This is a genomic window from Methylomagnum sp., assembly GCF_054333355.1.
On the sequence record NZ_JBTEKS010000027.1, the window covers coordinates 1 to 22,949 of the forward strand.

The window sequence follows — 22,949 nt, forward strand, 5'->3', positions numbered from 1 at the left end:
GATTGTCGCACCAGTCCAGCGTGCCCGCCTCCAGCGCGTCTGTGTACAACCACGGATGGTCATGCCCCTGCCCGACAATCAAAACATTCCGTTCCAAATCCTTGCGCAGCACATACCACGCTTCCTGATCCGCCCCCTTGATGCCGCCCACCCCGAAACCGCGCCGCTGCCCGAGCGTGTAATACATCAGACCCTCGTGGCGACCGACGATTTCACCTTCGGGCGTCTGGATTTCGCCGGGCTGGGCGGGCAAGTAGCGTTGCAGGAATTCCTTGAACCGGCGCTCGCCGATGAAGCATATCCCGGTGCTGTCGCGCTTGCGGGCATTGTCGAAACCGGCCTTCACGGCGATGGCCCGCACCTCCGGCTTTTCCATCCCGCCGATGGGAAACAGCGTGCGGGACAACTGCGGCTGGCCGAGGGTGTAAATGAAATAGCTTTGGTCCTTATTACCATCCATACCTTTCAGCAGCCTGAACCGCCCGTCATGTTGATCGACACGAGCGTAATGGCCGGTGGCGATGAGGTCGGCGCCCAGGTCTTGGGCGTAATCCAGGAAGGCTTTGAACTTGATTTCTTTGTTGCAGAGGATGTCCGGGTTGGGCGTGCGCCCGGCGGAGTATTCGCGCAGGAATACCTCGAATACGTAGTCCCAATATTCGGCGGCGAAATTGACCGTCTTGAGCGGGATGCCCAGCCTATCGCACACGCCCTGCGCGTCGGCCAAATCTTCTTTCGCGGTGCAATATTCGGTGCCGTCGTCCTCCTCCCAGTTCTTCATGAAGAGGCCGGTGACTTCGTAGCCCTGTTCCAGCAGCACCAGCGCGGTCACGGAGGAATCCACGCCGCCGGACATGCCGACGATGACTTTCTGCGCCATGGGTCAGGCCGACTGGAATTTGAAGGCGGACAAGGGATAGCGCTCGCCCGCGAGGTAATCCTCGACGCAGCGCATCACCAAGGGGCTGCGGTGCATGGCGCGGCGCTCGGCCAGTTCGTCCGGGCTGAGCCAGACGGGGCGTTCGATGCCGTCATCCAAGGGCGCGTCCGGCTCGTGGCGTTCGGGCGTCCCGGCGATGGCGAGGCGCAGATAGGCGATGGTCTGGTTGGGATGCTGCCAGAGATAGCCGCCGACCAGATAGTCGGGCCGGATGTGCCAGCCGGCTTCCTCGAAGGCTTCGCGGATTACGGCTTCGGTGACGGACTCGCCGCCTTCCAAATGTCCGGCGGGCTGGTTGATGACCAGGGTGCCCTCGGCGTCCCGCTCCTCGACGAACAGGAAGCGCCCGTCGCGTTCGACGATGGCGGCGACGGTGACGCGGGGGCGGGGGGATTGGATTTCGGTTGGATGCATGGTGGCGGTGGATTGGGATGGGTGCGGGAGGCGGGTTTATCCCCTTTTATTCGGGCGCAAGTCAAGGGGTCGCGGTACGGTTCCGCGCGGAACGTCTGTCGATGCTGATTTTACGCAATTCGCTTGGGTTGGACTTGGCGAGCGGTTCAAACAGCCACCACTTACGCTTCGCTGGGGCAGTTGATGAATATTCTGACGGCAGTTACAGGTGGCCTTGATTACAATACACTGCGAACTGTTCCTCTCGTCCGGTGCCTGTCTCTCCAAATAGGCCATCATGTTCACCACCGCTGGGGAAGGTCGGAATGTCGCAATCCAATTGGCTCGCTAGATTTCTTATATGTCGCCGTATTACGGAACCCGACGAGAGACCGCTGTATGCCTACAAGTGCAGCGATAGAAATTATGAAGAACTGCGCGTCTTGATCGGGGAAGCCATCGGCCCAGCCTCAAAACCAGGGTACTGTCAGACCCCAAGCTTTCAGAAATTATTTTGTTTATTTGCCGCCGAAACATGGCGGCGTCACCATGCGGGTGGAGTATGGAGATGGGACACGGTTTTTGAAGCCGTCGGCCAAACCGCGCCGCACACCCTCACCCGCGTCTGGGATTGGGTGGATAGCGGCTTGCGGTATTGGGGGCGTCCGCTGTTGAGAGGCCAGCACGGCGACCGGAAGTTCTTGCTCACCATCATCTGCGAAGGCGGCCTGCTGCCGTTGAGCTTGCTGCAACAGGAAAATTCCAGCCTCAACCAATACCTCCGCGAACTGCTGGCCGAACACCACCAGCAACGCCACTCACCCCACTTCGAGCTGGCCGCGCTGGCCCGACAAACCGCCCTGCTCCGCCTGCCCAAATCCTTGCATCAAGACATTGTTTACCGGCTCAGCGGCGACTTGATTCAGTCGGTCGTGGACTTGCAGGCCAAGGTCGCTGACGCGGTTGATCCCATCGCCGCCCTGGACACTCAGGATCAAAAATGGCGCAACGCTCTGCCGGTCTCCCTAGAGGACGAGGCGGTCAAGGCGTTGCTGGGCGGCTTGATGCGTCAGGCCAAGACGCTGGCGCTAGTGGCCCAGCAGCGCTTGGGCTGGCGGCGGTGGCTGATTGCCGAGGGCGAGGATTGGACGTTGGAGAGTCGGCTGGAATTGCCCGCCTTCATCACCGGAGCCAGTTTGCGGGCCTGGACCCACCGGGACCAGCATCCGCCCCGCTTGCGCTTGTTGCTGCGGGGCGCAACAGGCATGGAAGCCGTCGCCCGCTTGACACGCACTCAGGGCGAGAGCGAGGCGGCGCGGTATCGCGTGGAGGTGCTGCGCCAGCAGGGCATCCGCCGCACCGGGCTGGACGCCGCGAGAATCCCCAGTCTATGGCTCAGCGATGGCGACCTGGAAACGGAGTTGCCCATTGGTGGCGGGTTCGAGCTTGGCGATTTGCCGTGGGTATTCGTCGAGCGCGATTCGGACCAGGAATGGCTGGCGGAAGGCTCGGCACGAACCAAGGCACCCCAGGCTTGGGTGCTGGCGCCCGCCGGGTGTTCGTTCACCGAATTGGAAGGCGCTTGCGACGTCAAGGGAGGCGCGACGCGATGGGAGCGGACGCTTTATCGGGTGCGTGGCCGGGTTCGCTTCGGTTTGCCCACGGGCGAGTCGTGCCTGATTCAATGCGCGGCGGAATCGGATAGTCAGGAAGAATGGCTATTGAGCGGCAATAGCCTTGCCCTGGCCTTAAACCCAGCGCCGGTGTTCCTGGGGATGCCCAAGCTGAAGACGCTCACGCCGAATGGCCCTGGCACGCCGGCTCGATCCGGCCCGTTGGAATGGCGTTCTCTGTCCGCGCCCAACGCGGCGTGGAGCCGGGATTTAACGGCCTGTGCCGGTGAGGTGTGGATTCGCGCCTTTGACCCCGAAACCCAATCTCTCAGGATGCGGCGTCAAGCCGAAGTGTTGCCCTGTGGCGCTTCGGTGGAAATACTTCAAATAGGCGACCCAGCCAAACCAGGCGTAATGCACTTGGCGGGATTGCGCGGGGCGATGCTCGCCGTATTGCCTCAGGCCGGATGCCGGATCGATGTGGAATCCGTCGATAACGCCTGGCAAATCCATTGTTCGGCCAATTCTGGGCTGCCCATCACCCAATTTCCGCTTGAACTGCGCTGGCCGACAGGGCAGAAACTCACGTTGCTATTGCCGTTTCCTTGCCGGGGTGCGGCATTTGCGCGCGGGGGCAAAGTCTTGGGTGACGGTCCTGTGGCATTGGGCAGGCTGGGGGCGGTGCAGGCCGTGGCGCAAAGCCCCGGCGGTGGCAATGGCTTTTGGTTGGAGGCCACCGTCAAGGCGGATGGCGACAGCCAACTCCACCGCAAGCTGTGGCTGCGGGAGACATTGAAGCCCAGCGGCAACGGGCGCGTGCAATTCGAGCTACACCGCTGGGAGGAGCGGCTGGATTCCCTACTGGCGATGACCCGCAAACTGGACGCCAGCGCTGGCGTGGAAATCCGCGACCGGACGAGGGTGGCCGCCAAACTGAAAGTGGCCCGCTTCGATGTGGAGTTTCAGCCGGACCGGGACAACTGCCGCGTAGCGCTATCCAAAACGGCCGTTGGCCGTCTGGAAATGGATTGGCAAAGCCGCGTCACGGTGAAAATGATCCCCCTTTGGAATCCCGGTGCCGAACCGACGATCCTGTGCCGCGATGAAGAAGAATCGGTGGTGGCTTGGCAGGTTCCCGAGACCCTGCCGCCGGGGCCTTGGTGGCTGCTGGGCTGCGATGGGGACTGGGCGCGGTTCCGGCCCATGCTATGGATGGTTCATGGTGCCGCCGAGGTCGCCACGGACACCCCGGATGGATTTACCGTGTCGTCGTTGATCCAGGCCGTTTGCTCCCCCGACGAAACCCGCCCCGACCGGATGCGCGAACTGGCCGAGGCGCTGGCCCAGAATCCGGCGCATCCCGATTGGGCCGGGGTGTTCGAGTATTGCAAGCTGGCCCGGACCTATCCCACCAGCGCCCTGGACCTCTTGCCCGCTTTGGCCCGCCATCCCGAAGCCATGGCCCTGGCCTTGCTCCGCAGTTCGGAGGAGCAGTTCGACACCGTGTGGTCCTTGGCTCATCAACTGCCGTTTTCCTGGCATCTGCTACCGGCGCGAAGCTGGCGGACAGCGGCCCGGCGGCATTTCGCTCACCTCCGCGACGCTTTGGTTGGCTTTGATACCGATGATGCGATGCGCTTTGGACTCTTTGAGGGGTTCCGGAAGCGGGCCGTGGGGCGGCAAGCGTTGTTCAGCCCGTTGTGTGATTGGATGCAAGAAGCCGTATTTCCCAACCAACCCATCAATCGGATGAGCGAACTATCCCTTGCCAAAAGGGAGCCGGAAAAGCTGAATCAGATCATTGGCACCTATGAACAAAACCTGCAGCGGGACGGGAAAGGCGAAGCATGGACACAAGGGCCAATAGTTCTGGAAATGGCTGAACTGCCGGACTTTCCAAAAAGCAGGCGCTATCTGAATCTTCACTTTGCATTCCGTGCCGTGCGCTGCGCCCCCTTTGTCGCCGCCCATTTCAACCTGAGCGACAAAGCCTGTCCCGAAGACCTGCTGTTCGAACTGCGGCAATTGCGCGATTTCGACCGCGACTGGTTCGATCAGGTCTTCGCCATCGCCTTGTGCCTGGGTCTCGCCCAATCCGCTTTTACCTACCCCGGAAATCCATCATGAACGCCGCCGCCCAACCTTTTTATGCCGCCCTCGCCACCCAATTGAACCGGAGCGCCAGCCGCGCTGCCTTGGGTCTGTTGGGATTCCGCAGCGACCCTTTGCGCGAGCATTTGCGTGGCCTGTTCGAAAGCGCTCCCGGCACCCAGCATTCGTTCCTGGCCGATCCGGTGTTCGAGGCGATGTTCGGCTGGAAGCCCGCGCCCCAGACGCTCGGCCAATTGTCCGGGACGTTGCTGCATCCGGCCTTGGTGGATGCCTTGGTGAATCCGGCGCGAAACCGCAAGGATGAATCTCTAGTCGATCCGTGGGAGGGCGGACAACACCCATACCGTCATCAGTTGGAAGCCTGGCGGGCGCTGATCGAACAAACCCCGCCGCGTTCGGTGCTGGTGAGCAGCGGCACCGGTTCCGGGAAGACCGAGTGCTTCTTGATTCCCATCCTGAACGATCTAGCCCGCGAGGCCGAGCAACGCCCCGGCCCGCTGGTGGGCGTGAATGCGCTTTTTCTTTATCCCCTAAACGCCCTCATCAAAAGCCAGCGCGACCGCCTGACCGCGTGGACCGAACCATTCGGCGGCCAGCTCCGCTACTGCCTTTACAACGGAGAAACACCGCAACATTCCCCGCCACGGCACAAACGGGAATGGAACTGCGAGGTGCTGGGCCGCGATGAATTACGCGCCAGCCCGCCGCCCATCCTCGTCACCAACGCCACCATGCTGGAATACCTGCTGGTGCGTACTGACGACCGGCCCATCCTCAGCCAATCGCAAGGGCGCCTCCGTTGGATCGTCATCGACGAGGCCCACAACTACATCGGCTCCCAGGCGGCGGAACTCACGCTGTTGCTGCGCCGGGTGCTGCACGCCTTCGGTTGCCGGGCCGAACAGGTGCATTTCGTCGCCACCTCCGCGACGATTGCCAGCGACGGCGACCCAGCCAAAACCGAGGCCGACCTGCGCCGGTTCCTCGCCGACATCGCCGGGGTGGATGACAGCCGGGTCACGGTGGTGATGGGTGGCCGGGAAGTGCCGGACCTATCCAGATCCCTGAGCCGCTTGAACAAACCCCATTCCGGACTCGCCACCTTGAGCGGCCTCACCCCGGAAGCCCGCTACCAAACCCTCGCCGCCGACCCACGCCTCCGCCAACTCCGCGCCTGCTTGGTTGAGCGGGCCGCCTGCCTATCTGAGTTGGCGCGGGAAGCCTTCGACCAAGATACCGAAGACGCCCGCCGGGAAACCTTGGCCTTGCTCGACCTCTGCGCCCAGGCTTGGCTGGACAAAGGCAAGGACAAAAAGGAGCCATTCCTGCCCTTGCGCGGGCATTTCTTCCAACGCGCCCAAGATGGGTTATGGGCCTGTGCTAACGGGGCGTGTGATGGGCGGCGGGACACGCGGCTGGACGATCCACGCTGGGCATTCGGAAAGGTGTTCTTGGAACGGCGGCAACACTGCGACGTTTGTGGCAGCCCGGTGTTTGAACTGGTGCAGTGCAGCGAATGCGGGGCTGAGTATTTGTCCGCCACGGAAATCACCGAGCAAGGCATCGACACACTTAAACCCCGGCTGCACCGCCAGGACGAGGACGAATTCCAGCAGGACTTGGAGACGGAAGACAGCGACGGCGCCGAGGGTGAGGACATCGAGGCCGAGCCATCCGATGATCCCCAGCGGGGATCGCCCCACCTATTGATGGCGGGCAACGCCGACCATCCCACGAAAATGGCCTTGCTGCCCGATCACCAGCTAAAGAGTTGGAACGGGACGGAGGGCATCACTGTTTTTCTCCATACGGACACCACCCAGTGCCCATGCTGCCTGACGCGGGAGACCCAACGGAACCGCCCGCTGTTTTCGTCGATTCGTTTGGGGGCACCGTTCCTGCTGCAAACCGCCATCCCCACCTTGCTGCGACACATGAAGCCGTTCGACAAAACCGACCGGCTATTGCCCTGGGAGGGGAAGCGGCTCATCAGCTTTACCGACAGCCGCCAAGGCACCGCCCGCATCGCCGCCAAGCTGCAACAAGAGGCGGAACGCAATTATGTCCGTAGCTTGCTTTACCACACGGTGGCGGATCGGGCACGGCCCGCCGACAGTGAACGCCTCAACGAGCTACGTCAGGATGTGGCGAAATTTGAACAAGCCATCGCCGCCAACCCTTCCCTGCAAGACTTGCTCGGCAAGACCTTAGAAGAAAAGCGCAGCCAATTGGCGGAACAGTCAACGATCCCGCTAGGGCGATTGAGTTGGGGCGCAGCTATCAATCTCCTGCTAGCCACAGATGGCTTTGCCAAGCTGCTTCTTCCGCCATTCCAGGAGCAAACCTTTGGTGTGAATGAACGCTCGCTGGCCGAGCTTTGTCTGTGGCGGGAATTCCTATTCCGCCCGAAACGCCAATTCTCCATGGAGGGCTTGGGTCTGTTGCGGCTGGATTACCCGGCCTTGAACGACCTTTCCCAAGTCCCGCCGATTTTGGCGCAACGCGGGGTGAGCCTTGAGGAATGGCGGGATTTATTACGGGTCGCGCTGGATTTCGTAATCCGGGGCAGAACATCCGTCGCCATTCCCCGCGACATGATGCGCTGGATCGGTTATCCAGGAAGACCCACGGTCGTTATTCCTCCCGGCCAAGAAAAGCGCGGCAAACAACTCACCTGGCCGACTACCCGCACCGCCGTTAGCCGCCGCGCCCGCTTGGTGCGGCTGCTGGCCCACGCTTTCCAACTCGACCTGAACAACGACCGCCACCGGGCCGACATCGAGGAAATACTCATCGCTCTATGGCGGGCGGTGCAATCGTTGCTGAGCGCCACCGAAGGTGCCTACCGCCTCGACTTGGGATTACGGGCCGACATCGTGGAAGTCCGCGAGGCGTGGCTCTGCCCAGTCACCCGCCGCCTGCTGCCAGTCACCTTTCGCGGCCTTACGCCTTATCTGCCGGAATCGCCCGATATTGCCTTGGCCCGCTGCGAAAAATTCGCTTTGCCGACGTTGGCGAAACCCTTCTGGAATGGCGAAGAACCCGGCGAGCGTGAAGCTTGGCTGGAACACCAGCCCGACATCGTGCGGCTGCGCCGGTTGGGTGTATGGACCGACTTGAACGACCGCATCGTGGGATTCAGCCCATATTTGCGCTCGGTGGAACACTCCGCCCAAATTCCGGGGTCTCGGCTTTCCGAGCGCGAGAAGCAATTCAAAGCGGGCGAAATCAATCTACTGAGTTGCTCGACCACCATGGAAATGGGCGTCGATATCGGTGGCCTAACTGGCGTGGCGATGAACAATGCGCCACCCCATCCAGCCAATTTCCTGCAACGGGCGGGCCGCGCCGGGCGGCGCGGCGAAACCGCCGCCGTCAGTTTCACCCTGTGTAAAAGTAACCCACACGGCGAGGCGGTGTTCCGCAATCCCCTCTGGCCCTTCACCACGCCCTTGGCGATGCCCAAGGTATCGCTGCAAAGTCAGCGTATCGTACAGCGCCATATCAACGCCTTGAGCTTGGCGGCGTTCCTGGCGCAAGCCCCGGACGACATTCCACACTTGCGGGCGGGCTGGTTCTTCGAAGCGGCGAACGATACCCAAAGCGCACCTTGGGCAACATTTCAGGATTGGCTTAAGGGTGCGGAGGAGAATGAACGCGCACAGCGGGGTATCGAGGCTCTGCAAAAACGCACCTGCCTGGAGGGTCGCCCCGTCCGGCAAGTGCTGGCGTCCGCCGCCGCGATGATCGAGCAGGCCCGTAGTGATTGGCAGAGGGAAGTCGAAGCCTTGCTGGACAACCTTAAAGAGGTCGAAACCCGCGACAAAAATAGCCGACCGGAAAAAGCTATCAACTTGCAACTGGAACGGATTCGCAAGGAATACCTGCTGGGCGAATTGGCGAACCGTGGGTTCCTGCCGGGCTATGGCTTTCCCACCGGCGTGGTGTCGCTGCTCACGACGACCATGGAAGACTTCAGCCGGAAACAGAAGAACGACCGGGAGGAACGGGAAGACAACCGCACCCGCCGATCTGGCTCGCCCTCCCGCGATTTGGCGTTGGCGATCCGCGACTACGCCCCCGGTACCGACACCGTGCTGGATGGGCGGGTCTACCGCAGCGGCGGCGTGACGCTTAATTGGCAGATTCCACAGGACATGGAAGCTGGACCGAAAATCCAGTCCCTGCGCTGGGTGTGGCGCTGCCAGAACTGCGGCGGCTGTGGCACTTTGCCCACCCGCCTGGAATCCTGCCCACACTGCGGCGAAAGCAACGCGGCAAAATTGACCCGCTACGAATACCTGCAACCCGCCGGTTTCGCCGTCAACATCCGTCACGAACCCCACAACAACATCGCCACCCCGCAATATATCCCGGTGCGTGACCCACTCATTTCCCTGGCGGGCGCGGCGTGGCTGGCTTTGATCTCCGCCGCCCTGGGCCGTTGCCGGATCAGCTCACGCGGCACGTTATTTCATCGCACCGATGGACTGCACGGGAAAGGCTACGCGCTGTGCTTGCGGTGCGGGTTCGCCGATTCCATGAACCCCGACGATACGCCACCCGACACACTGAGCGGTCATAAACGCCTGCGCGGCGGACGCAATAATGACCAGGAGCAGGAATGTCCCGGCAACCACGAGGCTGGGGCAATCAAGCCCAGTCTGCGCTTGGGGCAGGAAGCCCATACCGATGTGTTTGAACTGCAATTACAAAGCCTTTCCGGGCAGGACGACGGCAAGGAAAAACGCCGCGCCGCTTATTCGCTGGCCGTGGCTCTACGCCGCGCCCTAGCTCGGCAACTGGGCGTGGAAGAACGGGAAATCGGTTGTGCGGTGCAATCCAGCTTGGATGCGTCCGGCTTCAGCACCCCGTCGATTTATCTGTACGACACCGCCAGCGACGGCGCGGGCTACTCGACCCAAGCGATGGACTCCCTGAAGGCGCTGTTCGAATCGGCCAAGCGGGCGTTGGAATGCCCCCGCGATTGCGACACCGCCTGCCAAGCCTGCCTGCTGACCTATGATACCCAGCACCACATCGACGATCTGGATAGAAAAGCGGCTTTGGCCTTGCTGGACCAGACATTCCTCGACGCACTGGAACTGCCCGCCGAGTTAAAGGCGTTCGGCCCGGCGACCACCCTGGAAATGGAGTCATTGGGACTGGCGCTACGCCGGGAATCGCAACGCCACCCCGCCCGCGAAATCCGGGTCTACCTCGGCGGCGACGCCCGGCACTGGGAACCCCTGGCCTGGCGGTTGCGCGAAGACCTGCCGTCCATCCAGGCCATGGGCGCGGCGGTGCTATTCATTCTGTCCCGAACAAGCCTGGCAGCTTTGGACGATGCTCAGCGCGGCGAACTGGCGGCGCTTGTGACCGTATTGGGCGCGGAGGTGTGGGTGGCGGATAAGCCGCCGACGAGCGGCGGGTTGCCGCTGGCCTTGGCTCTCTCCAAGCCAGACCAAAGCACGCTTTGGGCTGGGACACAGGCCGACGCTTTGGCACCCTCCCCGGATTGGGGCAGCGGAAATGGAGGTGCACAATTTGTCCGTGCCCGCGACCCGCGTCCCTTAACCTCGATCCCGGCGGATTGGATACGCTTGCCCGTTGAGGCGCTACGCCCAGTGACCACTACGCTGGCGGAACTGCACATCGGCCAGGAACTCAATGGACCTCGCCACACCTTTGGGCCTAATGCTTGGCGGATAGTGTTGGCGAAAGCTCCGGCCCTGAAAGCTCAGTTGGCCGAGAACCACCCGCTGGTTGAAGTAGGCTACTCTGACCGTTATCTGCGTTCGCCGCTGGTCTTGATCTTGCTTCACGAATGGATAAAAGCGCTGGCCGATTATCCGGGCGGGCTGGCGGCGAACACCACGTTGCACATCACGACTAGCCAACTGGGGCGTTATGACTTGGTTGATCCACGCGGCTTGCACCAGGACTGGCGCGACAGCGCGTCCCGCCGGGCCGCCTTCAACGCTTTGTTCGGCGGCTTGGCGCAATTTATTTTATTGGAATCAGTGAATGCCGATTTGCCCCACCCCCGCGAGCTAACAATGCGCTGGGCGGACGGTGCCGTTTGGGGAATAAGGTTGGACCAAGGTTTGGGGTATTGGCGGACCCAGGTCCGCGAGGGGTTTCCGTTCGACCAAAGCCACAACGCACAAGCAACGGAGCTAATAAATGCTTCACCCCAAATCGAAGCGGGTGACCCTCGGCATCCTACCTATTGGTATGTCCTGCCCACGCCGTAACCAGCTACCAATGATCTAGGATCGACGGCGCCGATATGCAACAAAATCCCCCGCACCCCATCCAACAGCAAGGCTTAGCGCCCTAAGACAACAAACTTTAGCGATGCTATAGTAGGTCCGGTCTCAAGATTTGTAGGCGTAGGGAATAAGAAATGGCCCACCATCCTGATCACAGGCTCAACGACGATGTTGCGGTCCAGGAAGCAAAGCCAAAACTAAAGCGGCCCCCGCTTTATAAGGTGATATTGCTGAATGACGACTTCACCCCGATGGATTTCGTGGTGGAAGTCCTGAAAAATTTCTTCGGCATGAGCGAAGAAAAAGCCACCCAGGTCATGCTCCATGTCCATACGCGGGGCATCGGCGTGTGTGGCGTATTCTCCAAAGACGTGGCGGAAACCAAAGTCCGCTTGGTGAACGACTACTCCCGCCAGCACCAGCATCCCCTGCTGTGCGCGATGGAGGAAGCCTAAACGCGGGTCTCGCATATATGCTAAGCAAAGAGCTTGAACATTCACTGAATCTGGCTTTCCGGGCTGCCTACGAAAAACGGCACGAATTCATCACCGTCGAACATCTCCTGATGGCGATGCTCGACAACAACGTGGCGGCGGAAGTGCTACGGGCCTGCGCGGCCAACCTGGATCAATTGCGCAAGGACTTGGTGGACTTCATCGAAGACACCACGCCGCTGATTCCACCGGGCGTGAAGCGGGAAACCCAGCCGACTTTGGGTTTCCAGCGGGTCTTGCAACGCGCCGCCTTCCACGTCCAATCCTCCGGTAAACGAGAGGTGACGGGCGCTAATATTCTGGTCGCCATTTTCAGCGAACAGGATTCCCAGGCCGTCTACCTGCTTAATAAACAGGACGTGACCCGGTTGGATATCGTCAATTACATTTCCCACGGCATCTCCAAGGTCCGCGAGGAGGCCGAACCCGCCGCCAAGTCCGGCGGCGGCGAGGGCGAGGACGGCGAACAGGCGGGCAATAACCCGCTGGAGAAATTCGCCGCCAACCTCAATGAACTGGCCCGCAAAGGCAAGATCGACCCGCTGATTGGCCGCAAGGACGAGGTGGAGCGGACGATTCAAGTCCTGTGTCGCCGCCGCAAGAACAATCCCCTCTTGGTGGGCGAGGCGGGTGTGGGCAAGACCGCCATCGCCGAGGGGCTTGCCAAAAAAATCGTGGATGGCGAGGTGCCGGAAATCCTGGCCGACAGCACGATTTATTCACTCGATCTTGGCTCGCTGGTGGCGGGCACCAAGTATCGCGGTGACTTCGAGAAGCGTCTCAAATCCCTCTTGGCGCAACTCAAGAAGGAACCCAACTCCATCATGTTCGTGGACGAAATCCACACCATCATCGGGGCCGGCTCGGCCTCCGGCGGGGTGATGGATGCGTCGAACCTCATCAAGCCCGTGCTGGCTTCCGGCGAACTGCGCTGCATCGGCTCCACCACCTATCAGGAATACCGGGGCATTTTCGAGAAGGACCGCGCCCTTGCCCGGCGCTTCCAGAAAATCGACGTGCTGGAACCTTCGGTGGACGAGACCTACCTGATTTTGAAGGGACTCAAGTCGCGCTTCGAGAAGCACCACGACGTGAAGTATTCCCTGGCCGCGTTGCGCACCGCCGCCGAGTTGTCCGACCGCTACATCACCGACCGGCACTTGCCCGACAAGGCCATCGACGTGATCGACGAGGCGGGCGCTTGCCAGCGGCTGCAACCGGCGTCGCGGCGCAAGAAGCTGATTGGCACCCTCGAAATCGAGGACATCGTGTCCAAAATCGCCCGCATCCCGCCGAAGACCGTGTCCACCAACGATAAGGACAAGCTGCGGGACTTGGAGAAGAACCTCAAGATGCTGGTGTTCGGCCAGGACGAACCCATCATGGCCTTGGGCGCGGCGATCAAGCTGGCGCGGGCGGGCCTCAGGGAAATGCAGAAACCCATCGGCTGCTTCCTGTTCGCGGGGCCGACCGGCGTTGGCAAGACCGAGGTGACCAAGCAACTCGCCCGCGTGTTGGGCGTGGAATTGATCCGCTTCGACATGTCCGAGTACATGGAGCGGCACACGGTGTCCCGCTTGATTGGCGCGCCGCCCGGCTATGTCGGCTTCGACCAGGGCGGCTTGTTGACCGAAGAAGTCACCAAGCACCCCCACGCGGTGCTGCTACTGGATGAAATCGAGAAGGCCCACCCGGATGTGTTTAATCTGCTGCTACAGGTCATGGACCACGGCACGCTGACCGACAACAACGGGCGCAAGGCGGACTTCCGCAATATCGTCCTGATTATGACCACCAACGCGGGCGCGGCGGAGGGTGGGCGTCCGTCCATTGGCTTCACGCCGCAGGACCACACCACCGACAGCATGAAGGTCATCGAGCGGAGCTTCTCGCCGGAATTCAGGAACCGCTTGGACGCCGTGATTCAGTTCAAGCCGCTCACGATAGAAACCATCGGCCAAGTGGTCGATAAGTTCCTATTCGAGCTAGAGACCCAACTCGCCGAGAAGCGGGTGTCCATCGTGCTGGAACCCGAGGCGCGGGAATGGCTGGCCGAACACGGCTTCGACCCGAAAATGGGCGCACGGCCCATGAGCCGGGTCATCCAGGAAAGCATCAAGAAGCCCCTGGCCGAGGAAATCCTGTTCGGCAAATTGTCCGAGGGTGGGATCGTCAGGATCGGGGTGGAGAAGAGTGAGCTTTCGTTCGTGATCGAAAGCCTGAGCGAAGCATCCGAGCCGGCCTGAAAGGCAAGGCTTTAGCGTTGGCGGAAGGTGATGCGCCCTTTGGAAAGATCATAGGGCGTCATCTCCACCTTAACCCGGTCGCCGGTCAGGATGCGGATGTAATGCTTACGCATCTTGCCGGAAATATGAGCGGTGACGATGTGTCCGTTATCCAGTTGGACACGGAACGTGGTGTTGGGCAGAGTTTCGACCACTTTGCCCTCCATTTCGATGTGATCTTCTTTCGACATAGACCTCTCGCGAATCAGTAGGTTGAGCCGTACCGGCAAAGCAATGATGATACCACATCGGCCCGGTACGGTTCGCCCGCCATAAGTCCGTATGGTTCCGGCCATCACGGGCAGCCTCTCGCAAAATCCACCCACCGCGCTAGCTTGTAGTTCGGGCTTAAGCCCGACCTACAAGCTACTCGTCCCACAGCCGCTTGAAACAAGTATCCAAGCGCGACAAACGGACATTCACCATTTCCAGCCGGTGGTAATCGGGGAAACGTCCACGTTTGCCGGACTCGTACCAATCGGCCATCCCCTGCTTCAGCATTTCCTTTTCCTGCACGGTGCGGGCGATGTGCTGGCGGGTCCATTCCTGCGCCGCTGCAAGACTCAATGGGGCGATGCGATAGCGCACCCCCGCGTCGAAGATGCGGACGCCGCCGCCCTCCCCCACCGTCTGGCGCAGAACATCTGGGTCGGCGATTTCCACCCCCGCCAGATAGTCGATGCCGAAATGGCTCAGTTCCGGCAGCCAAGGCGTGGTCGGTCCCATCAGCACCGTGGTGGCGTTGCGGGACAGTTCGGCGAGGCGCGGGAAGGTTTTGTTGGGGATGGAGCTGGCGGTGATGAACACCCATTCCGCGTCCGGCAGCAGATATTCGGCGGCGGTGTCGGGCAGGTCGGCCTCGGACGGCTGGCGCTCCAGCACGGTCAAATTGAGTCCGTGTTCGGCCACGAAGCGATCCAGACCGGGATAACGGCCAATCACCACCACGCGGCGGTTCTTGATTTCGGGCAGGAAATGCTCAAAGACGGCGAGGTTGTTGCCACTCAATGGCCCCCTCTCGCCTGTGGGAGAGGGTTGGGGTGAGGGTATCTGGATAGGCTCCAGCGTAATGCCGGGGGCAGGAAGGCGCAGGCGGTTAATCCCCGCATTCACCGCCGCCATGCCGACCGTGGCCCGGTACGGCTCGAAATCCCGCACCCAGGCCGCCAACTCGGCGACGGACTTGCCACGCAAGGTGCCAGCCCAGGGCAGGGTCCGGGTGGGAATGCCGGGACTCATCGCCAGACCGGCGGTGGATTCGGTGAAGCAGCCGGTCCACACCAGGCCGATCAGCACTTCCCGTACCGGCGTCGTATCCGCCGCATAGTCCAGCAGCAGGTCGTAGATTTCGTAAGGATTAGCCATCGCGTCAAACCGTGGGTGGAGTCCAAAGCTGGCTTTGGAGGCTGTTTGGACATTCTTTCAAAGCCAGCTTTGAACGCCATGGCAGCTTCCGTTCATGCTTCGATACCTCAGCACGAACGGAAGCTTGCGTAAATCCTGTTATTCACCCAGCGCCGACAGCAATTTCACTTCCGATTTGATGACATCGTCGCGGCCCCAGGCCACCACGCTTTCCACGAACCAGCGGGCATCCGTGGGGTGCGGTAGTACGACATCGTATTCGGCGTAAAAGCTGCCGTCGGCGTGAAGCTTGATCTCCCCGGCCTTCTGCCCGTTCGGCAGCGTCCAAGTGCCGCACAGAGTCTCCGCGCCGCTGAACGGATCGTTCTGGGTTTCGAAGCGGGCCTCGTCGTACACGGGCGGGCGGGGGATTTGATCCGGTGGGAAATCCAACTTGGCGATTTCCCCTTGGAGGCGCTCGCAGATGGCGGCGCCGCGTGCGTGGTGAGTTTCGGCCATGGTCATATCCGAACCAATTTGAAAGGTAGTTGCGTAGGATGGGTAGAGCTTCAGCGAAACCCATCGCAATTTTTGGCGTGAAAGATGGGTTTTACTTCGCTCTACCCATCCTACGAGTTACGGGTCAATCTCAAGCCCTAACGAGTCCGCCAGCGCCCGGATCACCGAACCGCCGGAACGGTCCTCCGGGTCCAGCCTTTGCAGATGGGATAACAGCGCCGACGCCTCGTCTTGATGGCCCCGCCGCAGCGTGATGAAGCTCAGCGCCTTGAGGGAAAACAGGTAGAACAACCCGGCTTCACTCGCATACAAAGGCTCGTCACTCAGCGCCGTCCAGTCGGCGGAAAACCCGCCCTGCCGGGCCGCTTCGGCCAAGGCCAGACGGGCGGCGCGTTGGGCGTCCTCGAACTTCTTGGCGTTCGCGTAGAACTTGTAGGTCGCGAAATAAACCGGCAGGCAAGTGGGGTCCTCCGCTTGCGCTTCCAGTAGCAGCCGTTCCGCCTCTTTCGAATCGCGGGTTCGGGCCTGCACCGCCATTTGTAGCCGCCGGTTGGTTTCCGGGGCGACGGCGGGGCCGAAGGAGACGGTCTCGTCGAAGACGGACACGACGCTCATATCAGCCCCAGACGAACGCTGGCACTTTCAGCCGCTCGACCGGCACGTCGCCGAGCAAATGCTCGTCGATGATGGCGGCCACGTCGTCCTTGGTGACTTTGCCGTACATCACGCCGTCGGGATAGACCAGCACGCTGGTGCCAAAACCACAGGGGCCGAGGCAGCCGGTGTTGGTGATGGCGATTTGGTTGAACAGGTTGCGCTTCTGGACTTCCGCGAGGAAGGTGTTCATCACCTCGTCGCAGCCATGCTGGGAGCAGGAGCCACGCGGGTGGCCGGGGTCGCGGCGTTGGACGCAGACGAAGACGTGTTTACTGGGTTTCGGCATGACGGAACTCTCGAATCAGGCGGCTTGGGGTAGGGGTTCGTGCGTGAAGCAGTTCTTCGGGCAGACCCGCGAACAGGCGGCACACCCAATACAGTCTAGGCCATTGGCAATGCTCATGACCTGGGCGTTGTCCTCGTCCAAATCCTCGTAATCGTCGACGTCGTCCGCGTCCAGGGTGTCGGCGCGGTCCACCAAATCGAAGACATCGCGGGGGCAAACCTTGAAGCAGCGGCCACAGCCGATGCAGCGGGCCTGATTGATGTTCGTGACGAACGCGGGGGTCCAAGACGTTCCGCCTGCGGTGAGTCCAGTGATTAATTCGCTCATGGAGTTAGTTCTCCGAATTAGTGCCTTAGGTAAAAATTATTTGGACACCCTCACCCCACCCCTCTCCCAAAGGCGAGAGGGCGCAGCAAGCGTGCGGCAATTCAATTATTCAAGCGGCCAGCGCCTTTTTGGCGGCTTTCAGCTTGGCGTTGGCGTCCGCCCATTTCTTGCAGGCGTCGAAGGTGGACTGGGCCAGTTCGGGGATTTCCTCGTAACCGGCGGGCAGGCGGTCTTCGACTAGATCGTGCATCTTGGACGCCCACTCGCTGGCGATGCGCTTGGCCTTGGCGACTTCTTTTTCGATTTGCTGTAGTTCTTCGGGGGTCATGGCTGGTGCCTCGTCGAGGGTTGCTTGTCGGGCTGAAGCCCGACCTACATTCTTCTGTGTAGGTCGGGCTTCAGCCCGATACGACCAATTGGGGGTGTTTCTGCCTTTAAAGATTGGCGACTTCGGCGTACTCGCCCATCAATTCCAGAGCCTTGGCGATCACCTTGTCGGCCTCCTCGTTCATCTTGCCGAGGGAGGGAAAGCCAAAGCGGTGAATATCGCGCAGGGTTTTATCCGCGACGATGAGCTTGCCGACGATGATGAACGCCCGCCCGAAGCCCTCGTGGGTCAGGTTGATGACCGGCACCGCCATCAGCCCGGAGCGTTTCTCGATCAGGCTGGCGATGCCGTTGTAGTACGCCTTGACGCGGGCCATGGTGGTTTCGTCCGGGTCGCCGATGATGGGGATTTCCCGCTTGCGCTCTTTGGTTAAAACCAGCGGATCGAGAATCTTGGCATCGGACCAGCCGTCGTAACTGCCGTAGGTATCGACAGCTTTAAGCTGCTTGAGCATTTCCTTGGGGAAATCGTGGTCCAGATCGGGGTCGGTTTCGGGTATGGCTAGAGCGGCGGCTTGCATGGGTTGGTCTCCTGGTTTGTTTAATTTGGCTTTAACCTCCCTCTCCCTCTGGGAGAGGGTTGGGGTGAGGGGATTTCAAAACAGGATTTCTTCCGCAGTTTGTCTCGTCGTAGCCGGGCGACATCGCCGCAATTAAGGAAGAAATCCTTTTTCTGACCCCCTCACCCTACCCTCTCCCTGAGGGAGAGGGTTTCTATCTCGTGGGAACGATGGGGAATTATTCCTCCCATCCCTCCGCCTCAAGTTGGTCGAACTTGCTTGGGTCCACCGCACCCTGCCGGGCGAGGGCTTTGGCGACCCAGGCCGACGGGCCGGAGCGCAGTTCGTTCTGGAAATCCTCGATCAAATCGGCGACCAGGCTGCCCCGGTAAACCTTCACCGGCTGGATGCCGGCGGCGACGATCTGGCGGATGGCGGAGGCGCCGATGGCCTCGCAATACACCGCCGCGCAGCCGTCCAGTAGACCGATCTTGGCGGCCAGCTTGTCTTCGTTGCCGTCCTGTTCCAGCTTGCCGAACTCGGCCACTTCCAGCAGTTCTTGCTGGTTCTGGTTGACGGCGTAGATGGCGAAGTTGCGGGCGGAACCGAAGTGTTGGTTCACCGTCTTCATGTCATCGGTGGCGAACGCGATTTTCAAGCTCGTGTCCATCGGTGGCCTTGCCTCGTTTTGGTCAATGATGCGCAGGCGTCGGATAAGCGCCATGGTGTGCCTCCAACGGAAAATCCCGAAGCTCCTCGGGGGGCTTTTGGCCGTAGATCGAGCGGTACATGGGCACTTCGTGCTTATGGACGTTCGACAGGGCCAAGTTAGATAGATCGAATAAGGTCTGGCGGGCGCCCGCGTAGCCCACGAAGGTTTTCTGGTAGCCGCCCACCACGTCGTACAGCGGGAAGCCGCAGCGCAGGATGGGCACGCCCAGCCGCTCGGCGCTCTGCACCGCGTGGGAGTTGCCGATGATGAGTTCGGCGTCGCGCTCCTTGGCGCTCAGTTCCAGGTCTTCCAGGTCGCCGATTTTGATGATGTCGGTGGGCACATGGGCCAGCGCCGGGCCGTCGCCAGACGCGACCGCCGAGACCACGAAGCCGCCCATCTCGTGGACCAAGTGGGCGAAGGCGTTGAGCAAATCCGGGTCGCCCGCGATGCCGACCCGCAGGAAGCCCAGCATGAAATGGGTGTCCACCATGGCGTCCTGCAACTGGGCGCGTTGGCGTTCCAGCCGATCCGGGACGCGGTTGCCGCTGATGTCGGCCAGGGCCTTCACCAGCTCATCGGTGGCCGACAGGCTGTGGATATGATTGAAGCGGTAGGTGGGGAGGCCGGTGCGCTTTTCCAGGATGTCCGCCGCCTTTTTCAGCGAAGCGCCGACAACTAAGGTGGCGATGCCTTCGCCCAAGGTTTTGAGTTCGGAAACCGGCGTGCCGCCCACGGTGACGGGGCTGAAATCTTCCTCCACCAAATGGCCGTCCAGGGAGTCGGACACGTCGGGCACGAACACCGGGCGTAGGCCGAACCATTCGATGATGTCCCGCACATGCTCCAAGTCGCCCGGCGTCAGGAACGACCCGGCCAGCACGTTGACCTGACGGCGGCGGGTGCCGGGTTGAATGCCGACTTCGGCGGAATCGGGCACCAGCCCGTCGATGATTTCGGTGATCGTGGCGGCGTAGCCCGTTTCCAGGCAGCCGGTGAAGTCCGGGGTGTTGACGGCGATGACCGCGACGTGGGCGTATTGCGGGTAGAGATTGCGGAACTCGCGGACGCAGCGCTTCACGTCGGTGCCCTGGGTTTCCGAGAGTCCTGTGGTCAGCACGGTGATGAGTTCGGGCTTGGACTTCTCGGCGATGGTCTTGACGCCTTCAATCACATTTTCGTCGGCGCCCATGACCGAACTGGCCTGGTCCATGGCGCTGGATTGCAGCGGGATGGGTTCGCGGAAGTGCCGGACGAAGTAGACCTTGGCGAATGCCGTGCAGCCTTGCGAGCCATGCAGCATCGGGATGGCCTTGTCGAAGCCCAGCGTCGCCAGCGACCCGCCGACCGGCTGGCTGGCCTTGAGCGGGTTCACCGACAGGGCTTTCTTGCGTTTCTGGATTTCGGCCATGGGTGTACTCGGGGCTGCTGTGTTTTGTTTGAACCGTAGCAGTCCGCGTGCCAAGGACGATAGGCTTTTAAATCAATGGGTTGGGGGTGTGTGGCTTGTCGGGTTCATGACAATTTGTCGCCCGGCATCATAGGCCATGTGGGAATGGGAGGTGGGAGCGGCGGATCACCGCAGCAAGCCCGCCAGTTTCAACGAGGTCCGCAAGGTATCGTTAATCCGGGTCTGCCAGCCATCGCCGGTAGCACGGAGGGCCTCCAACACATCGGCATCAAGCCGCAATTTGACCGGCTGCTTGGTAACGGCCTGGACACTGCCGACCGGACGCCCGCGCCGCCGGGCTTGAATTTCTTCCGGGGTGTGGACGCGGGCATATTCGCCGCGCTTGGCTTGGCGGATGGATTCCAGCACATCGTTAGCGAACGCTTCCATTTCCGGGTCAGGCAATTTCAGTTTTTCAGTCATCGTAGGCCTCCTTCCAGGCTTTCAGAACTTCCAGCGGTATATTTTCGAGCTTGGCTTTCACGTAGACGGCGATCAACACCACCCCACCATTGGCAAGGCGGGTGAAATAAATCACCCGCGCTCCGCCGCGCTTGCCCATCCCGGGACGCGACCAACGCACCTTACGCAAGCCTCCCGAACCGGGAATCACGTCGCCCGCCATCGGCTCAGCACTGATGAACGACACGAACGCTTCACGCTCCGAGTCGCTCCAAATCTCCGCCGCCATGCACTGGAATATAGGGGTTTCAATTACAGTAAGCATGGCTTTATTGTGCCCCCAAATAATTTAACCGGCAAGCCACCGTTTTCCGCCCGCTCGTTCCTAAACTCTGCTTGGGAACACGGGTCTTGCAAGCTTTTCTTGCCGAGGCCAACTGGGTGGATGTGGGTAAGTCAGGAAGCAGAGCTTCCAAGAGGAAGGTTCCCAAGCGGAGCTTGGGAACCAGCAGGGAAACCACCTGCTCTCAGCCCCCCAAAACAAAAGCCGCCCGCGCCTCAATTCCTCTCGGCGCGAACGGCTTTCATATTGCACAGCAACCCTCTCGGGTTGCCGGGGTGATCTACTCAGTCAGGCTTTAGGCATACGCCGCCACGCCAACCGACACAGGTTCCGCCCTCCCCTGTCCCACCTCGCTTTTCGCCACCGCCGGAGCAGAAACAACCCCCGTCCGCCACGGGGCAGGCTTCCGCACCGCCGGAAACACCGGACTCTCAATGGTTAAGGCCAGTTGCCGGACCAGTTCCAACATTCCCTGATAACCGGCATAGCCGAATTCCCGCTCCTGATTGATGTCGAGGAACGCCAGCCGCGCCTTCAACGCGGTGTAAAGGTTACGCCCGCCCGCGATGAGGATGTCGCAACGATAGTCCTTGACCACTTGCAACAGCTTCTTCGGACTCACATCGTCCAGCATCAGGGCTTCCTCGCCCATCAAGTCGCGGATGCGGGCCTTGTCCTCTTCGGTGGATTTCTTGGTGCCGGTCGCCACCACCACCATGCCCAAATCCTGCAAGGCCGACACCACCGACCAGCTTTTCACGCCGCCGGTGTTGAGCAACACCCGCTTGCCGGTCAGCCGTTCTTTCCACGGCGCCAGCGCGGCCTGGATGCGGCTCTCCTCGCGGGCGATGACGGCCTCGGTGCGGGCGGTCAGGTCCGGGTCGTTGATGATGCGGGCGAAATCCCGCAGGGCTTGGCTGGTGTCGGTGATGCCGTAGAAACTGCCCTCGAACCACGGCGTGCCGAACTGGGTTTCCAGCTTACGGGCCACGTTCAGCATGGCTTTGGAACAGACCATCATGTTCACCTCGGCCCGGTGCATGGTCTGCACCTCGCGGAAGCGGGCGTCGCCGGACAGTGTGCAAAGCACGCGCAAACCCAGCTCGTCCAGCAGCGGCATGACGTGCCAAAGCTCCCCGGCGATGTTGTACTCGCCGACCAGATTGACATCGTGAACCTTGATGCCGGGCCGTTGCACGCTGTCGGGGATGGGGTCCGGCTCGCGGCTGCCGACCACGTACTTCACCATGGCGTCCCCGGCGATGCGGTTGCCCATGTTCTTGGTGCCATAGAAACCCGCCGAATCCACCGGCACCACGGGCGTGCCGTAACGCTCGGTCGCGGCCTTGCAGATGGCCTCGATGTCGTCGCCGATGAGGGCCGGGACACAGGTGTTATAGACGAACACCGCCGGGGGGTTATAGGTGTCGATGGCCTGCTTGATGGAGTGGAACAGGCGTTTTTCCGAGCGGCCCATGATGATGTCCTGCTCGGTCAGGTCGGTGGTCATGCCGATGCGGTACAACTTCGGGCCGGAGGAGCGGGTGCCCCGGTTGTCCCAGGAGCTTCCGGCGCAGGCGATGGGACCATGGACGATGTGGGCGACATCGACGATGGGCAGCAGGGCGATCTGAGCGCCGTCGAAGGCGCAACCGCCCGCCGACGCGCCGGGCTTGGGCTTGGCACAGCCGGACTTGGACTTCTTGTTATGCTCGCAGGCCGGCTCGTTGAGTATCTCGGCGATGTCTTTGCTGGATTTCATGGTGTACACCCGTTGGATTCCGTTTGACGGGATCAAGCAAGTGCGGTGCCAGCGGTAGGCGATTGATTCAGCGAGGGATTGAGGAATAAGCGGGTGTCGTAAAGATCACATTGGCCGGGCGCGGTGGTGTTAAACCGACGCGGTTTTG

Annotated in this window: 19 protein-coding genes; 4 read left to right on the forward strand and 15 right to left on the reverse strand. The window is 61.2% G+C overall.

The features are described 5' to 3' along the window. Together mnmA and ACXWUF_RS04010 are read right to left on the reverse strand one after the other, a co-directional pair. On the reverse strand, positions 1–880 hold an 880-nt coding region (gene mnmA, locus ACXWUF_RS04005), incomplete at its 3' end, for a tRNA 2-thiouridine(34) synthase MnmA (protein WP_458493369.1). 3 nt (positions 881–883) lie between these two features. Continuing rightward, the gene (locus ACXWUF_RS04010) at positions 884–1,354 is read right to left on the reverse strand and encodes an NUDIX hydrolase (RefSeq protein ID WP_458493370.1); all 471 of its coding nucleotides are present in this window, start codon (positions 1,352–1,354) and stop codon (positions 884–886) included. Between the two features lie 305 nt (positions 1,355–1,659). Between ACXWUF_RS04010 and ACXWUF_RS04015 the strand changes: the two genes are divergently transcribed. The 4 genes from ACXWUF_RS04015 (at position 1,660) to clpA (ending at position 14,073) form a co-directional block, all read left to right on the forward strand. Then, positions 1,660–5,073 carry an STY4851/ECs_5259 family protein gene (locus ACXWUF_RS04015; protein WP_458493371.1) on the forward strand — a complete coding sequence of 1,138 codons (3,414 nt, stop codon included), beginning with the start codon at positions 1,660–1,662 and terminating at the stop codon, positions 5,071–5,073. Continuing rightward, positions 5,070–11,315, forward strand: coding sequence for a DEAD/DEAH box helicase (locus ACXWUF_RS04020; protein WP_458493372.1), 6,246 nt, complete (start codon positions 5,070–5,072; stop codon positions 11,313–11,315). The genes ACXWUF_RS04015 and ACXWUF_RS04020 overlap by 4 nt, the downstream gene beginning before the upstream one ends. 152 nt (positions 11,316–11,467) lie before the next feature. After that, a complete protein-coding gene (gene clpS, locus ACXWUF_RS04025; RefSeq protein ID WP_458493373.1) occupies positions 11,468–11,788 on the forward strand; it encodes an ATP-dependent Clp protease adapter ClpS in 321 nt (106 codons plus the stop codon). A gap of 17 nt (positions 11,789–11,805) precedes the next feature. Beyond that, positions 11,806–14,073, forward strand: a complete 2,268-nt coding sequence (gene clpA, locus ACXWUF_RS04030; RefSeq protein WP_458493374.1) for an ATP-dependent Clp protease ATP-binding subunit ClpA — start codon at positions 11,806–11,808, stop codon at positions 14,071–14,073. 11 nt (positions 14,074–14,084) lie between these two features. Here clpA and infA read toward each other — a convergent pair whose 3' ends face one another. The 13 genes from infA to nifE form a co-directional block, all read right to left on the reverse strand. Continuing rightward, positions 14,085–14,303 (reverse strand): translation initiation factor IF-1, encoded by a 219-nt coding sequence (gene infA / locus ACXWUF_RS04035; RefSeq protein ID WP_458493375.1) that lies wholly within the window; start codon positions 14,301–14,303, stop codon positions 14,085–14,087. A 175-nt stretch (positions 14,304–14,478) separates the two neighbouring features. Continuing rightward, complete coding sequence (locus tag ACXWUF_RS04040; protein WP_458493376.1) at positions 14,479–15,477, reverse strand: Rossmann-like domain-containing protein; 999 nt, start codon at positions 15,475–15,477, stop codon at positions 14,479–14,481. A gap of 138 nt (positions 15,478–15,615) precedes the next feature. Beyond that, entirely contained in the window at positions 15,616–15,975 is a 360-nt protein-coding gene (locus tag ACXWUF_RS04045) for a hypothetical protein (protein ID WP_458493377.1), read from the reverse strand. A 117-nt stretch (positions 15,976–16,092) separates the two neighbouring features. Continuing rightward, positions 16,093–16,590 carry a hypothetical protein gene (locus ACXWUF_RS04050; RefSeq protein ID WP_458493378.1) on the reverse strand — a complete coding sequence of 166 codons (498 nt, stop codon included), beginning with the start codon at positions 16,588–16,590 and terminating at the stop codon, positions 16,093–16,095. A gap of 1 nt (position 16,591) precedes the next feature. Beyond that, the gene (locus tag ACXWUF_RS04055; protein WP_458493379.1) at positions 16,592–16,918 is read right to left on the reverse strand and encodes a (2Fe-2S) ferredoxin domain-containing protein; all 327 of its coding nucleotides are present in this window, start codon (positions 16,916–16,918) and stop codon (positions 16,592–16,594) included. Positions 16,919–16,933: 15 nt separating this feature from the next. Next, a complete protein-coding gene (fdxB, locus tag ACXWUF_RS04060) occupies positions 16,934–17,245 on the reverse strand; it encodes a ferredoxin III, nif-specific (RefSeq protein WP_458493380.1) in 312 nt (103 codons plus the stop codon). Between the two features lie 109 nt (positions 17,246–17,354). Next, positions 17,355–17,573, reverse strand: coding sequence for a CCE_0567 family metalloprotein (locus ACXWUF_RS04065; RefSeq protein ID WP_458493381.1), 219 nt, complete (start codon positions 17,571–17,573; stop codon positions 17,355–17,357). 106 nt (positions 17,574–17,679) lie between these two features. Then, positions 17,680–18,153, reverse strand: coding sequence for a NifX-associated nitrogen fixation protein (locus ACXWUF_RS04070; protein WP_458493382.1), 474 nt, complete (start codon positions 18,151–18,153; stop codon positions 17,680–17,682). A gap of 217 nt (positions 18,154–18,370) precedes the next feature. Next, the gene (gene nifX / locus ACXWUF_RS04075) at positions 18,371–18,856 is read right to left on the reverse strand and encodes a nitrogen fixation protein NifX (protein ID WP_458493383.1); all 486 of its coding nucleotides are present in this window, start codon (positions 18,854–18,856) and stop codon (positions 18,371–18,373) included. Beyond that, on the reverse strand, positions 18,825–20,255 hold the full coding sequence (gene nifN, locus ACXWUF_RS04080) for a nitrogenase iron-molybdenum cofactor biosynthesis protein NifN (protein ID WP_458493384.1): 1,431 nt from the start codon (positions 20,253–20,255) through the stop codon (positions 18,825–18,827). Before nifN ends, nifX begins: the two co-directional genes overlap by 32 nt. Before the next feature lie 165 nt (positions 20,256–20,420). Beyond that, positions 20,421–20,717: a BrnA antitoxin family protein gene (locus ACXWUF_RS04085; RefSeq protein ID WP_458493385.1), complete on the reverse strand. Its 297-nt coding sequence runs from the start codon at positions 20,715–20,717 to the stop codon at positions 20,421–20,423. Next, positions 20,710–21,021: a transcriptional regulator gene (locus ACXWUF_RS04090; RefSeq protein WP_458493386.1), complete on the reverse strand. Its 312-nt coding sequence runs from the start codon at positions 21,019–21,021 to the stop codon at positions 20,710–20,712. The genes ACXWUF_RS04085 and ACXWUF_RS04090 overlap by 8 nt, the downstream gene beginning before the upstream one ends. 313 nt (positions 21,022–21,334) lie before the next feature. Then, the gene (gene nifE, locus ACXWUF_RS04095; protein WP_458493387.1) at positions 21,335–22,801 is read right to left on the reverse strand and encodes a nitrogenase iron-molybdenum cofactor biosynthesis protein NifE; all 1,467 of its coding nucleotides are present in this window, start codon (positions 22,799–22,801) and stop codon (positions 21,335–21,337) included. Positions 22,802–22,949 lie beyond the last annotated feature (148 nt).